Here is a 14779-nt window from a genome sequence, read left to right as displayed (position 1 = left end):
TGCCAAATATTAAGGGACCATCAGGTCCCATAATTTATTGTTAAAACGTTTCCCAGTTATCGCCACTGGCCGTTGCCGTCTGCGGACGCGATTGGTCAGGCGTAGTGCTTACGGGAGGGCGTTTAATTGCACTCGTTCCCGTTAAGCGAAATGTACCTACGGCTTCCGTTAAGCGCGCCGCCTGCTCTTCGAGAGAGGCCGCCGCAGCCGATGCTTCTTCAACCAGCGAGGCATTTTGCTGCGTAACCTTATCCATTTCTGATATCGCCTGGCTCACCTGTACGATACCCCGGCTCTGCTCATCAGAGGCCGCCGCAATTTCCAGCATGATATCGGTCACGCGTTTTACCGCGTCGACAATATCCGTCATCGTATTGCCCGCCGCGACGACTTCTCCGGAGCCCTGGTCAATCAGTCGGACCGATTCGCTGATCAATCCTTCAATCTCTTTTGCCGCCTGAGCGCTGCGGCTTGCCAACGTACGGACTTCACTGGCGACCACGGCAAATCCACGCCCCTGCTCCCCTGCCCGCGCCGCCTCAACCGCCGCGTTCAGCGCCAGGATATTGGTCTGGAAAGCAATGCTATTAATCACGGCTGTGATTTCGGAGATTTTCTTCGAACTCGTTGAGATATTACCCATGGTTTTCACCACGCCAGAAACCATCTGACCGCCCCGGCTGGCCTTACCGGAAGCATCTTCCGCCAGTTTGCTTGCGTGATGCGCATTGTCGGCGTTTTGCTTCACCGTGGCGGTCAGCTCTTCCATGCTGGCTGCCGTTTGTTCAATCGCTGCGGCCTGTTGTTCAGTACGTGAAGACAAATCGGTATTACCCGCCGAAATCTCACTGGTACCGCGGTATATTTCTTCCGCACCCTGACGTACCGTACCCACCGTTTTCCCCAACGATCGTTGCATTGTCTGTAGGTGACGGCTCAGACGGCCAATTTCGCTACGCCCGGTCGGTTCATCTTGCATCGTCAGATCGCCCGCGGAAATTTGCTCAATACGCTTGGCCGCGCGTAGCAGAGGGTGAATGACCGTGCGGCGCAGAACAATGAACGTCATTACGGTCAGCGCCAGCGCCAGGACAAATGCGCCCAGCATAAAAGCCATGCCGAGTTGTGTACGCTGATGCGCCTGTTCGCTTAACTGGTTCGCCCTTGCGGTACGGATGTCGATCGCTTTCAACAATACCTTGTTGTAAGCAGTATCCAGCGCTCTGGCATGTTCGTTTTCATGGTTGATAATGGCTTCAAACATACCGTTTCTGGCGTACTTCAACATGGGCTGTAAACCGTCGGTATAGGCTTTGAAGCTGGCGCTCAGTTCAGCATCTAGCGCTTCATCAGCAGACGTTTTTACCGCACGTGACATATAAGCATTGAAACCGTCCTGCGACTGCTTAATACGTTTTTCTGCCTCGGCGATATTCGCCTTCATATCATCCATTTCGGCGATACGGCTCGCCGCGCCTGCGTGGATCATGTTGATACGCGCGGTGCGTAAGTGGTTAGAGCTGTTAGATAACCCCATCCTGACCTGAATCTCATCGGTCACGTCGCGCTGATCGCGATCGGCCTGCATAAGAAAATAGCTTGCCAGCCCAGAACTTAGGGCGAACAGCAGGAGAATGCCACCGAGAATGGAGGAAAACAGCGGAACCAGCCGGATTTGATGCAGAAAGCCCAGTTTATGCTGGGCTTGCATCGATGTAGTGTTGTCCATGACCGTCGACTCTCTTGTAGGGTTTATGCGTGAAAACACGCCCGTTAGATAGTCATCGGCAATCCGGGAAGTTTACTTACCGTGAAAAGCGCCGGATTCGTCACACTTTCACAACATAATTCTAAAAAATTCAGGAAAGTGCCAGCGGTTAAATCCGCTGGCCAATGAATCAGTTATCGCCAAAGTGGATAACGGTACGGATGGACTTACCCTGGTGCATTAAATCGAACGCTTCGTTAATCTGCTCCAGCGGTAAACGGTGGGTAATAAAGGGATCCAACTGAATTTTCCCGCTCATTGCTTCTTCAACCATGCCAGGAAGCTGAGTACGCCCTTTCACACCGCCAAACGCGGAACCGCGCCAGACACGCCCGGTAACCAACTGGAACGGACGCGTTTTGATCTCTTGCCCTGCTCCCGCCACGCCAATGATGATGCTTTCGCCCCATCCTTTATGGCAACATTCCAGTGCCGCGCGCATCACGTTAACGTTGCCGATACATTCAAAGCTAAAATCCACGCCGCCGTCGGTCAGCTCAACGATCACATCCTGAATCGGTTTGTCGTAATCCTTCGGGTTGATGAAATCGGTCGCGCCCATTTCACCTGCCAGCTTAAATTTTTCCGGATTGGTATCAACGGCCAGAATACGCCCGGCTTTCGCCTGCACCGCGCCCTGAATTACCGCCAGACCAATACCGCCCAGACCAAATACGGCGACGGTGTCGCCTTCTTTCACTTTTGCGGTGTTATGGACTGCTCCGATACCGGTGGTCACGCCACAACCCAGCAGACACACTTTGTCCAGCGGGGCCTGCGGGTTAACCTTCGCCAGAGAGATCTCCGCGCAAACGGTGTATTCGCTGAAGGTGCTGGTGCCCATATAATGATAAATCGGCTCACCGTTATACGAGAAGCGCGTTGTGCCATCCGGCATCAGACCTTTGCCCTGGGTCGCACGTACGGCCTGGCACAAGTTGGTTTTACCCGATTTACAGAACTTACACTCGCCGCACTCTGCGGTGTACAGCGGGATCACATGATCGCCCGGCTTCAGACTGGTGACGCCTTCGCCTACTTCAACCACAATGCCGCCACCTTCATGGCCAAGTACCGCCGGGAATACGCCTTCCGGATCGTCGCCAGAGAGCGTAAAGGCGTCGGTGTGGCACACGCCGGTATGGGTAATTTTAACCAGCACTTCACCTTTCTTTGGCGGTGCGACGTCGATTTCGACAATTTTTAACGGTTGGCCGGGGCCGAATGCAACTGCTGCACGTGATTTCATTTGTCTCTTCCCATTATTGCGAGGTGATGATGTTATTTTAGATAAGCACGCAGAAGATGGCCGATTTCAGCCATGCGCACGGCACGCTGGTCTGGCGTTGTTTCTCCGCTGACCAGCTCGTCTTTCAGATGGATCTCAACCATTTCGCCCATCAGGCCATTGGATGCACCGCGCACGGCGGCAATTTGCTGCAGGATTGCCAGACACGGTTCGCCAGATTCCAGTGCACGCTCAAGCGCATCAACTTGACCGCGAATACGGCGTACACGGGTGAGAATGCGTTTCTTGTCTTCAGGTGAATGCGGCATACGCCCTCCAGATACTATAGGGGGGTATACTATCAGATTTGTTATTTCATTGTAAAATATAAGACTTATTTAATATCAGTAGCTTAGATTAAGCTGTTATCGGATATATGCGGACACCCGTTTACTATCGCCTGCGCAGGCAAACGGACCCCCGGTTTATATCCATAGCGCTATGTGGGTATGAATGACTGTCGCCAGTTCCCGCTGGCGGCGGTCAACCACCTTCTAATAGTCACTACGCTGCGATGGAGCTGGGTGCTGATTACTGGCAATAAAAAAATGCCCGAGGGCGGCTGATTTTGATGTATAACTGTTTAGCTAATTGGTTGATGATTAGTGTCTAATATCATTTCCAAAATATTGAAATTCTCTTCAGTACATCTGCCATAAGGTTAAGCTGTCGCCCTGGCTGTACGAAATTACCAATACGATACTCAATCTGTTCACCACCCGATTAGACACAAAAATTTCTTTCATCCGAAGGTTGTGCTGCGCCCCTTTTATTTCACGCTCGCTAATTTAACGACGGACCTTCGTTAACCACTTCGACTCCGCCCCCCCTTTTTTCATTACCTAAATATATAATTCCATGTTTTATGACTTAATTAACTTCATATTTATTCTTGATGATGATTAATATCACTTAATGATAACTTACAAAAACAATTAAATTTAAAGCGTAATGTTTTATTGTGGGATTTTTTATTAATACAAGGAAACGTTATGAGCTGGAATAAAGATGCTGCCGTTAATTACGCACGAAATCACGCAGGAAGTGCCAGTCAACATAGATGCGCTCATTTTGTCTCTAATGCCGTACGCGCTGGCGGCGCTAGACTCATCAATACAAACTATGCAAAAGATATGGCGTTTAACCTACGTGCAGCAGGCTTTCGAGCTGTTTATGGCGCCCCAATGAAAGGCGATGTTGCTGTAATACAACCGATCGCTGGCCATCCGGCGGGACATGCTTGCATTTACGGCGGTGATGGCACCTGGTATTCAGATTATAAACAAAACAGCATGTACCCTGGCAATAATTGGGCATCTGCGGCACCGTCTTATCAATTATTCAGGCACAATTGATATGAAATTATTAATATTTACCAGCCTACTAATCTGCACTTCCGCGTTCGCGACTGTTTCCCCTACTGGCCCAGAGGCAGCAGCATTGAAATTTAATCACTGGTATATTGCACAATTGTTAAAAGAGAAAAATCCTTTAACGGATTACGCTGGACTTAAACCTTACGTCACTACCAGCACGATTGCCGCATTGAAAAAATCTAATGCGGCTGACCCCAATACCGAAGACGTACCGGACTCTGATATGTTTATCAAAGCCCAAGATTATAGTGAAGACTGGCGGCAGATCAAGATTGTGTCGTCAGATTATGATCCCGTGTGTATGCAAGTTTATGTGTCGTTTGGAACGAATAAAGCACATACCGTTATCGACTGTATGGTGCAGGAAGGCGGGGCCTGGAAAGTTCAATCTGTAGCCAGACAGGATATCTTGCCGAACATCAGTCTAAAGTAATCTATGTAAAGCCCGTTAATTCGTACGGGCTTCATTCCCCTTAATTTTTTTTTCGTTGCGCTATAAGCTTGCGCAAATCGATACCAAACCGTTTTTTAATACCCCGAAGATAACTTCCTTCAACCCCTTATAACCGAGCATACCCAACACAAACACGATCTCATTGTGTGTAAATGTGACCTCGCCAACTTGCGGGATAGTGAACGTTACGTTTGGGAGGTGAACTGCTGCAAACATCATGATCACTGCCCCGATCAGGACGTCACCACAACATTCACGGAATTTCCCCCCCAATAAAAACTCGAACGATAACGCCCAGGGCAACCAGGATTACTAATTTATGGTTCACCGCAGCAGATTTATCAATACCTCATCACAGGCCATCGCGAGGGAACGGATATTATTCAGCATTTCAAGGAGTACGGCAGCAGCGAAACGCAACATCTCAAGTTTGTATTCCTGCCAGGACTAAAAAAATTGTGTTTTATCATATTAATTTGAACAACACCCTGATTGGCTTTAACTGTGTCAGATGCACCCAAAGATTATGTAGATTAATAAGACCTGCCTGAGCCAGTATTGCCAGGGTGATCATCAATGTGGACGCGGTAATCACAAGCATCAAACGACTAATATTTTTCTGGATCCTGATCTGCTGCTTTTCCCGTTTATCTTCAGATTCCCATGAAACAATTGTTGAAATAGCCTTGCCTTGTATATAATATTTTTCATCACTAAATCTGACATCCTCTGTAATTACAAGTGACTGGAGCAGTAGAAAGACCTTCCTCCTGAAATCTTCATTCTTGATATGTTTATACCAAAGCGTCCCGTACAATAGATCAATAACCTCATCACATGTTACTCCAGTGTGAGTTTTCTCTGGCGATTGATGTACATATTCGTTCACCAGCATCTGTAGCAACATTATACGATCAAGTCCACTCAACGCCTTGTTACTGGCGAATGAAGAAAAGAGATTGCTTTTTGCTCTCGTCAGAGCATTTTTTGCATAAGCAATACGTGTAAAATAATTTATTGCAAAAAGAAAAATCGAATCAAACCTTAACGGACCTTGCTTTCTCCAATGAATAATCTCAACATTCATTTTTTCAATATCATTGAGTGGAAGGTTTATTTTCTCCATATAGGCGTGCTGCTCAGCATGCCATTTTTCAAGCACAACATTTTTGCCTCTTAGGCTCACAAGCTGATATTTTTCTTGTTTTACATCCGAAAAATAAACACCATAGTAATTATATACTTGATCATCCACATGATTTTTCAGAGTAAACCGTGGCAGAAAATAACGCCATAATCTACTTTTAGCTCTCGAAACTAAGGATTCTATGAACATAATTACGCTCTAACACCTTTAATTTGTCACAGTTAATGATAGTTCACTGTGCGAATAAAAAAGCCCTCCCCATTCAATAATGAGGAGGGCTTTTGTACACCGATTTAGTGCTTATCAGTGATCTCAACAACGACATGGCGATCTGGAGCAAGGCAATTAATCAGCTGCTGTCCGGTCTGCCCATCACAACTGGATCCCGTGACAGAATCACTCGAACCGTGTCCTTGTGCAGTAATATTTGCAGCTGGCATGCCTAACGCGACTAATTCATCGGCAACAGCCTGCGCGCGCTGGGCTGACAGTTGCTGGTTATAATCTGCGGCTCCGGTGCGATCGCTATAGCCAATAACAACGGTCGCTTTGTCTTTGGCCGGTTGCAGACCGGGATTTCGGTATAACTGCGCAATCGCCGCTTTCCCTTCTGGGGTTAATGCTGCTGAATCATAACCAAACATCACATCAGATTTTAAGTTAAAACGCTGAGGTTCAGGCGCAGGAGTTGCGGCAACTGCCGGTGCAGGCGTAACCTCCGCGTCGTCATGCTGGCCAAAACGATATGACAACCCAGCGGTAACGGAACTAACATCACTTGATACGCCAATCTGGTTTTCATTACCCACATTGCTCACCCATTGATATTCCACGCGACCAGCCCAGTTCTTGTTAAAGGCATATTCCGTACCAACAGCCACAACCGGACGCACACCAGTATCAAAGCGGTTATTGCCTTTAATATCTGACTCCGCGCGATATCCCATTGCCCCTGCACGACCGTAGAGATCCCAATCATCAGTCAAACCATAACTTGCTTTCAGCGATAATTGCAGACCCTGGCTTTTCATTTGAGAACCAGATGCGCCATTTTTACCGTTGAATTGCATATTACCTAAATAATCATAGCCGCCTTCAACTGCCAGCCATGGAGTAATCTGGTAGCCTGTAAATACCCCGCCACCGACGTTATCGCTATCAAAACCAACATCACCATATTTATTACCATTGGCCCCCGTTTGCTGGCTTGCGCTGGTATCAAAGTAATGTGACCAACCAAATTTCCCACCAGCATACCAGGTTCCCGCATCCGCTGCGGCAAATGCCGTAGTCGCGGTCAGCGCATTTGCAATAATGAGTGTAATAAGCGTCTTTTTCATAAATTTCCTATTATAGACTTGCCGTTTGTCAGTTAGTTATCTGTTAGTCGGCGCTACAATAAGATTTTTAATGAAGGCTGATAATCGTTTTTTTATTTATTTCTGGACAGTTTTATAATCGCTCTGGACGCTTATTTACGATAACAATGACTATCCCACCCGCAGTAAATCGCTATATCTCGTTGTATAACGCGGTGAAAGCATATCTCGCTTCATTGCCCACGGTTGTTGTATACCTTGTCCGGCAAAATAGAGTGTTCCTTTACCCTTTTCAGCATTGAGTGTATCCAGAACGGCCATCAGCTTATCGCTGTTATGCCGTGGGGCGTTGTCATCAAACAGATTCAACTGCGCAACGCCAGAACTAAAAAAATCGCCCAGCATGACCCCTGCTTTTTGATAACGCAGCCCCTCCCGCCATATTGCGTCCAAGCTACGTGTGGCCGCCCTTATAATTTCCCGACTATCCTGGGTTGGTGTCAGCAGTTTTATCGATGCGCTGTTACCGTAATACGGTTCATTCAGGGAAAATGGGCTGGTTTTGATAAACGTAGAGATAAACCGGCAGAACTGGTGCTCTCTGCGTAATTTTTCCGCAGCACGTGCAGCATAGGTACAAATAGCCTCTCTCATCGCATTGTAATCCGTGAGTTTTTCACCAAACGATCTTGAACAAATGATCTCCTGCTTAACTGGCGCAAACTCTTCCAACGCCAGGCACGGTTCACCGCGCAATTCCCGCACAGTGCGCTCAAGCACAACGTTGAAATGTTTGCGGATAAAGCGAATATCGGTATCCGCTAGATCGCAGACCGTTTTAATGCCCATAGCGTCCAGTTTTTTACTGATACGGCGTCCGACACCCCAGACTTCATCAACCGGGAGCGCAGCCATCAGCTTACGCTGACGCTCAATATTCGAGAGATCCACCACCCCGTCAGTCTGTTCCTGCCACTTTTTGGCAGCATGGTTCGCCAGCTTGGCCAGGGTTTTGGTCTGGGCGATACCGACCCCAACCGTGAGGCGTGTTTTCTGTAAAATGGTTTCTCTGATTTCACGACCAAAATCTGTAAGATCCCTGCAGTTTCGCACGCCGGTTAAATCACAAAAGGCTTCATCGATACTGTACATTTCCACGCGCGGAGACAGCTCCTCCAGAATCGACATTACCCTGCTGCTCATATCCGCATACAGCTCGTAGTTCGAACTAAAGCAGAACACGCCGCAGCGCCTGAACAGATCTTTCTGTTTGAAGTATGGTGCTCCCATATTGACGCCAAGCGCCTTCGCTTCCGCGCTGCTGGCAATGACACAACCATCATTATTTGAAAGAACAACAACGGGTTTACCTTTCAGGTCCGGTCGGAATGCCGATTCACAACTGGCATAAAACGAATTAACATCCACCAGTGCAAACATAATCAGCCCGCGGATTTAATGATAAATGTCACCACACCAAATATATCCAGTGTGTCCTCGCTGCCGATCATGATCGGCGCGTAGGCGCTGTTCTCTGGCTTCAGCATCACCACCGGATGCAATTGCAGGCGCTTAACGGTGAATTCGCCTTCAATAGCAGCAATCACAATGTCTCCGTGGGCCGCTTTTCTGGCACTGTCGACTACCAGCAAGTCGCCAGCACCGATCCCTGCCCCCATCATGGAGTCGCCAGACGATTTAACAAAATAGGTTGCGCTGGGATGCTGCACCAACAGGTCGTTAAGATCGATACGTTTCTCAACGTAATCCTGCGCCGGAGAAGGAAAACCGCAGGGCACGAGATCGCTAAATAGCGGGAATTGTTTGATTTCGGGGTGTTCTACTGGCTGGAAAAACAACATAATAATCTGCCTCTCATGCAACTGTATTTATATACAGTAGTTTTAATGAGGACAGTGATCAAGTGACAGACGTGGCGAACTGAGCGTTGTTTAACCATCTTGCCGGTAAGCGTTTATGCTATCTGGAAAAATAATTTTCGGTTTTATTCCACAGAAGAAAGTACAAATTTTCGCGACATGTACTCAGCCGGAATGATAACGACTACGGCGCCCTGAAAGCGCGTATAGTGGCGTACTAAAATCATTAAAACGGACACATTATGACCACCGCAGGGAAAAGTCATCCGCTGGCCATTGGCGGCCTCATCACCTTAACGCTCATCTGGAGCTACAGCTGGATCGCGATGAAACAGGTCACGCACTACATCGGCGCGTTCGACTTCACCGCACTACGCTGTTCTTTTGGCGCATTATTGTTATTCATCGTTCTGTTACTGCGTGGCCGAGGAATGCGCCCGACACCTTTCGGCTATACGTTAGCGATCGCCTTACTACAAACATGCGGCATGGTTGGATTATCACAATGGGCGCTAGTCAGCGGCGGCGCAGGTAAAGTAGCCATACTGAGTTATACCATGCCATTCTGGGTGGTGATTATGGCCGCCATTTTCCTCGGTGAACGCATGCGGCGTTTACAGTATTTCGCCATTGCCGTGGCAGCTGCGGGATTATTGCTGGTTTTACAGCCATGGCAACTGAACTTTGCCTCAATGCAGAGCGCGCTACTGGCGATCCTTTCTGGGATCAGTTGGGGGGCCAGCGCGATTGTCGCCAAGCGAATGTATACCCGCCATCCGAATATCGATCTGTTAGCGCTGACCGCATGGCAGATGCTGTATGCCGCGCTGGTGATGAGCCTGGTGGCCTGGCTGGTTCCACAGCGAGATCCAGACTGGCAACCTGTCGTTTTCTGGGCATTAGCTTATAGCGCCGTGCTGGCGACGGCGCTGGCATGGAGTTTATGGCTGTTTGTGTTGCGTAACTTACCAGCCAGTATTGCCAGCTTAAGTACGCTGGCGGTACCTGTCTGTGGCGTTCTGTTTTCCTGGTGGTTGCTGGGTGAAGAGCCTGGCGTTGTTGAAGGTTGCGGTATTGTGCTGATTGTTGTTGCGCTGGCTATCGTCAGCCTGAAAAAACGCGTCTCCCAGGTTCAAAGCGTACGAAAAGCACCATCCTGCGAAAATTAATCGGCTAAAAAAATGCCCCGCATTTGCGGGGCGTTACCTCAGGAGCGTTTACGCGGCATCATGCGCAATAGCGTATTATCCTTCCAGAAATAGTGATGCATCAGGGCGGCAACGGCATGCAGACCAATAACAAAATAACCCAGGTTTGCCAGCGTCACGTGCCAGGACTTCAGCATATCCACTAAATCAAAGTTAGCCTCTGCCGCATACGGCATAACGATGCCGAATGCAATCCACGGATTACCCCGGTTGTACATCATCACCAGCCCAATAATAGGCAGCACAATAAACAACAGATAGATAACCAGATGCCCCAGATGCGCCATGCCGGTCATCATTGGCTTTGGTTTTGGCACAATCGGCGGCGCCGGATATTTCAGCCTGACCAGCAGACGCGCCACCATCAGCGTTAATATCGTGATACCACAGGATACGTGCACCATGTTGAATAAGGGACGATAGCTGCGCGGGAAAAATCCGCGAAACTCCATGGCGCTATAGGCCACAATAACTAACAAAAAGACCAGCCAGTGAATACCGATTTGCAGGCCAGAATACTTATTCCCCATAACACTTCCTGAATAAAAACAATAATGCGTCAACATAACGGGCTTTTGTTAAAAATTCATTAACTTTTGTTCACCCATTTTCAGTCGCTTACGCTTAACCGCAAGAACCGCTATTGCCGAGGATGCCTGTCTGGACTAAGCCTGGTAAGGAAAATATGTCGTACCGCCTCATCCTGACAGGAGAAAACCATGAGTAAAATTGGCATTAACGGTTTTGGTCGTATCGGTCGTCTGGTATTGCGTCGGCTACTGGAAGTCAAAAGCAACGTGGAGGTTGTGGCCATTAATGACCTCACCTCGCCCAAAATTCTCGCCTATCTGTTAAAGCACGATTCAAACTACGGCCCGTTTCCCTGGAGCATCGACTTTACCGAAGATGCGCTGATTGTCGACGGTAAAAAAATTGCAGTCTACGCAGAAAAAGAGGCCAAAAATATCCCGTGGAAAACCACTGGCGCTGAGATAATCATCGAATGCACCGGTTTTTATACCTCGACAGAAAAAGCCAACGCGCACCTGGATGCAGGTGCCAAAAAAGTGCTGATATCCGCCCCGGCTGGCGACATGAAGACCATTGTCTTTAACGTCAACGACGACACAATGGATGCGAACGATCGGATTATCTCGGTCGCATCGTGCACCACCAACTGCCTGGCACCGATGGCGAAAGCGCTGCACGATAGCTTCGGTATTCAGCTTGGCACTATGACCACCATCCACGCCTACACGGGAACGCAGTCGCTGGTTGATGGTCCACGTGGGAAAGATCTGCGCGCCTCACGGGCAGCAGCAGAGAACATCATTCCCCATACCACTGGTGCCGCCAAGGCCATTGGTCTGGTTATTCCGGCGTTGAGCGGAAAATTAAAAGGCCATGCCCAGCGTGTTCCGGTGAAAACAGGATCTGTCACGGAACTGGTATCGATATTGGGGAAAAAAGTCACTGCTGAAGAGGTCAACAACGCGCTGAAAAAAGCCACGCAAAATAATGAATCATTTGGTTATACCGACGAGGAAATTGTCTCGTCCGATGTCATTGGCTCGCATTTCGGTTCGGTATTTGATGCAACGCAAACCGAAATTACCGAAGTGGGCGATCTGCAACTGGTAAAAACCGTCGCCTGGTACGATAACGAATACGGTTTTGTCACCCAGCTTATTCGTACGCTGGATAAGTTCATCAAGCTCTGATCTTCCGGCGGAGGTCCCCCTCCGCCCTCTTTCATTTCCCGCGAATTCAATACGTTGTGAGTCTCTCCCCGTTTTCAATTCACTGACTGTGCTATAGCTAACCTTTGCCACTGAGGGAGCATAGTAATGGAAGCACTGAGTCGTGAAACATTAGAAAACATGATGGAGCAAGCCGTTGCCCACGCAACCGCCGTCTCATTCTGGCCGCAGAGTGAAGCCCCCGGAGCAAAAAACAGCGATGCGGTCTTTACGCCAGAACCCCGACATACAGGAACATCTCAGTATGATCGTGCTGTCACCGGTATACGCGCCCCGGAAATTACCGTTTATGCCCCCGAAAAACCTAACGGCGTAGGGATCCTTGTTACACCGGGAGGTTCTTACCGTCGCGTGGTGATGGATAAAGAAGGCAGCGTACTGGCACCATTCTTTAACGCCCGCGGTTATACCCTGTTTGTGATGACCTACCGCATGCCGGGTGATGGCCATGAGGAAGGTGCAAACGCGCCGCTGGCCGATGCCCAGCGCGCCATGCGCTACATTCGCGCCAACGCCCATGAATGGAAAATTAACCCTGATCGTATCGGTGTGTTGGGCTTTTCTTCCGGTGGTCACGTGGCCGCCAGCCTGGGAACCCGGTTTGTCGAACCGGTTTATACACCGATTGATAGCATAGACGAGCAACCAACGCGTCCTGCGTTCATGGCGTTGGTCTACCCGGTGATTACTCTGCGCGAAGACATCGGTCACCCGGGCTCTCGTCTTGAGCTGGTTGGCGCTACGCCAGAAAAGGAAGATCTGCGCCACTATTCTCTGGAAGAGCGAGTGGATAACACGACACCGCCGACATTCCTGCTACACGCCATCGACGATCCGGCGGTGAAAGTAGAAAACAGCCTGGTTTTCTTTAATGCGCTACGTGGGCTGGGCGTTCCGGTCGAAATGCATCTGTTTGAACGCGGTAAGCACGGGTTTGGTATTCGCGATGCGCAAGGGTTACCGCTGGCCATCTGGCCGGAAATGATGATGAACTGGATCGCCACCAAAGTGTGAGAATTGCGCCGGGTGGCGTACAGGTTCACCCGGCGAAAAACTTAAGACTGCAAATACACTACCTGTGTTTGCAGGTATTCATTCAGACCGTGTTTACCATCTGCCCCGCCAATCCCGGACTTGCGCCAGCCAGCGTGGAAGCCCTGCATCGCCTCGAAGTTTTCGCGATTAATATAGGTTTCGCCAAACTTCAGCCCCTTAATCGCCTTCATTGCCGTATTCAGATTCTGCGTATAGATCGATGAGGTCAGTCCGTAGTCGCTGTCATTGGCCATTGTCAGCGCCTGTTCCAGCGTATCAAATGCCACCACCGGCAGCACCGGACCAAACGTCTCCTCGTGCATAATCGCCATATCCTGGCGCACGTCTAACAGTAACGTCGGCGGATAGTAATAACCTTTACCAGCAACGGCTTTACCCCCCAGCACCACACGGGCGCCTTCCTGCACCGCTCGCTCGACTTTTTGCTCTACACGCGCCAGCGCAGCGGCATTAATCAACGGCCCCATCGCAATGTCATTGCGTTCGGCCGGATTGCCAAACTGCACGGCTTTCATCGCCTCACCCAGACGATTAACGAACTGGTCATAGATACCTTTCTGAACGTATACGCGCTCGGCACAGTTGCATACCTGTCCGGTATTGATCACCCGCGAGTCAACAATAGCCTTCACCGCCAGCTCAAGGTCAGCATCGTCCATCACGATAGCCGGGGCCTTGCCACCCAACTCCAGACAAACTTTGGTGATGTTTTTGGCCGCTGCGGCCATAATTTTCTCACCCGCACCGACGCTACCGGTCATGCTCACCATGGCGACCTTCGGGTTTCCGGCCAGCTCCTGCCCGACCGTTTCACCGCGTCCCAGCACCAGGTTAAAGACCCCGCGCGGTAAACCAATGTCATCAACAATTTTGGCAAAGGCGATGGCGTTATTCGGTGTGAATTCACTCGGCTTAACGACAATGGTATTTCCCGTCAGCAAGGCGGGAGCCAGTTTGCGGGCAATCAGGAAAAACGGGAAGTTCCACGGCAGAATGCCCGTCGTCACGCCCAGTGCACGCTTAAACAGCAGGATATTCTCACCCGGACGATCGCTTTGCAGGATCTCGCCTTCATAGCGACGCGCCCACTCCGCCATGTAATCGATATAGTCGGCGGTAAACGCGACTTCAACGTCAGCCAGTTGTTGAATTTTTCCACCTTCCGCCACAATCAACGCGCTGATTTCATCGGCTCGCTGGCGGATACCTGCAGAAATTTTGCGTAACCAGTTTGCCCGTTCAATGGCAGGCAACGCTTCCCATTGCGGCTGAGCGCGATCCGCGGCATCGATCGCTTTACGCGCATCTTCGGCACGCCCATCGGGAATACGCGAGATAATCTCTTCCGTGGCCGGATTGACGACATCAATCCAGGCGTCATCGTGCCAGGTCACAAACTGCCCATCGATATACATAGGATGTTGTACGGGTACTGACATGCGGCTCTCCTGTGACTAATTTGTTTTTAACAAGTAAAACTATTGTTAATTAATATCAATCATGCATGACGCATTATCGCTGGA

Annotated in this window: 14 protein-coding genes; 5 read left to right on the top strand and 9 right to left on the bottom strand. The window is 49.5% G+C overall.

Features of this window, described 5'->3' with window-relative positions:
- Window positions 1-40: 40 nt before the first annotated feature.
- From OGY04_RS05640 to OGY04_RS05630, 3 genes are all read right to left on the bottom strand, one after another.
- Window positions 41-1729, bottom strand: coding sequence for a methyl-accepting chemotaxis protein (locus OGY04_RS05640; RefSeq protein ID WP_250672177.1), 1689 nt, complete (start codon window positions 1727-1729; stop codon window positions 41-43).
- Window positions 1730-1898: 169 nt separating this feature from the next.
- On the bottom strand, window positions 1899-3017 hold the full coding sequence (locus tag OGY04_RS05635) for an S-(hydroxymethyl)glutathione dehydrogenase/class III alcohol dehydrogenase (RefSeq protein ID WP_008784862.1): 1119 nt from the start codon (window positions 3015-3017) through the stop codon (window positions 1899-1901).
- A gap of 32 nt (window positions 3018-3049) precedes the next feature.
- Window positions 3050-3325, bottom strand: a complete 276-nt coding sequence (locus OGY04_RS05630; RefSeq protein WP_003833178.1) for a metal/formaldehyde-sensitive transcriptional repressor — start codon at window positions 3323-3325, stop codon at window positions 3050-3052.
- Window positions 3326-4048: 723 nt separating this feature from the next.
- Here OGY04_RS05630 and OGY04_RS05625 point away from each other — a divergent pair.
- Both OGY04_RS05625 and OGY04_RS05620 read left to right on the top strand, forming a co-directional pair.
- A complete protein-coding gene (locus tag OGY04_RS05625; protein WP_103285263.1) occupies window positions 4049-4411 on the top strand; it encodes a CHAP domain-containing protein in 363 nt (120 codons plus the stop codon).
- 1 nt (window position 4412) lies between these two features.
- Window positions 4413-4865, top strand: a complete 453-nt coding sequence (locus OGY04_RS05620) for a DUF3828 domain-containing protein (RefSeq protein WP_057068233.1) — start codon at window positions 4413-4415, stop codon at window positions 4863-4865.
- Between the two features lie 487 nt (window positions 4866-5352).
- Here OGY04_RS05620 and OGY04_RS05615 read toward each other — a convergent pair whose 3' ends face one another.
- The 4 genes from OGY04_RS05615 to OGY04_RS05600 form a co-directional block, all read right to left on the bottom strand.
- Window positions 5353-6141: a hypothetical protein gene (locus tag OGY04_RS05615; protein ID WP_137377961.1), complete on the bottom strand. Its 789-nt coding sequence runs from the start codon at window positions 6139-6141 to the stop codon at window positions 5353-5355.
- 185 nt (window positions 6142-6326) lie between these two features.
- Complete coding sequence (ompA, locus tag OGY04_RS05610; protein WP_234096139.1) at window positions 6327-7373, bottom strand: porin OmpA; 1047 nt, start codon at window positions 7371-7373, stop codon at window positions 6327-6329.
- A 150-nt stretch (window positions 7374-7523) separates the two neighbouring features.
- On the bottom strand, window positions 7524-8792 hold the full coding sequence (locus OGY04_RS05605) for a Y-family DNA polymerase (protein WP_048214134.1): 1269 nt from the start codon (window positions 8790-8792) through the stop codon (window positions 7524-7526).
- Window positions 8793-8794: 2 nt separating this feature from the next.
- Entirely contained in the window at window positions 8795-9214 is a 420-nt protein-coding gene (locus OGY04_RS05600) for a translesion error-prone DNA polymerase V autoproteolytic subunit (protein ID WP_128611620.1), read from the bottom strand.
- Between the two features lie 260 nt (window positions 9215-9474).
- Between OGY04_RS05600 and OGY04_RS05595 the strand changes: the two genes are divergently transcribed.
- Window positions 9475-10401, top strand: coding sequence for a DMT family transporter (locus tag OGY04_RS05595; RefSeq protein WP_079934082.1), 927 nt, complete (start codon window positions 9475-9477; stop codon window positions 10399-10401).
- Between the two features lie 38 nt (window positions 10402-10439).
- Here the strand turns inward: OGY04_RS05595 and cybB are convergent, their stop codons facing one another.
- Window positions 10440-10970: a cytochrome b561 gene (gene cybB / locus OGY04_RS05590; RefSeq protein ID WP_258736558.1), complete on the bottom strand. Its 531-nt coding sequence runs from the start codon at window positions 10968-10970 to the stop codon at window positions 10440-10442.
- A 189-nt stretch (window positions 10971-11159) separates the two neighbouring features.
- On the opposite strand from cybB, the gene gap reads away from it, so the two are divergent.
- Window positions 11160-12161, top strand: a complete 1002-nt coding sequence (gene gap, locus OGY04_RS05585) for a type I glyceraldehyde-3-phosphate dehydrogenase (RefSeq protein WP_008784871.1) — start codon at window positions 11160-11162, stop codon at window positions 12159-12161.
- A 126-nt stretch (window positions 12162-12287) separates the two neighbouring features.
- Window positions 12288-13214, top strand: coding sequence for an alpha/beta hydrolase (locus OGY04_RS05580; RefSeq protein ID WP_286584917.1), 927 nt, complete (start codon window positions 12288-12290; stop codon window positions 13212-13214).
- A 41-nt stretch (window positions 13215-13255) separates the two neighbouring features.
- Here OGY04_RS05580 and aldA read toward each other — a convergent pair whose 3' ends face one another.
- Complete coding sequence (gene aldA, locus OGY04_RS05575; RefSeq protein ID WP_060682156.1) at window positions 13256-14695, bottom strand: aldehyde dehydrogenase; 1440 nt, start codon at window positions 14693-14695, stop codon at window positions 13256-13258.
- Window positions 14696-14779 lie beyond the last annotated feature (84 nt).

The sequence above is a fragment of the Citrobacter sp. Cpo091 genome, assembly GCF_030332645.1.
Classification (GTDB): Bacteria; Pseudomonadota; Gammaproteobacteria; order Enterobacterales; family Enterobacteriaceae; genus Citrobacter; species Citrobacter portucalensis.
This window is presented reverse-complemented; position numbering and strand designations above follow the sequence as displayed.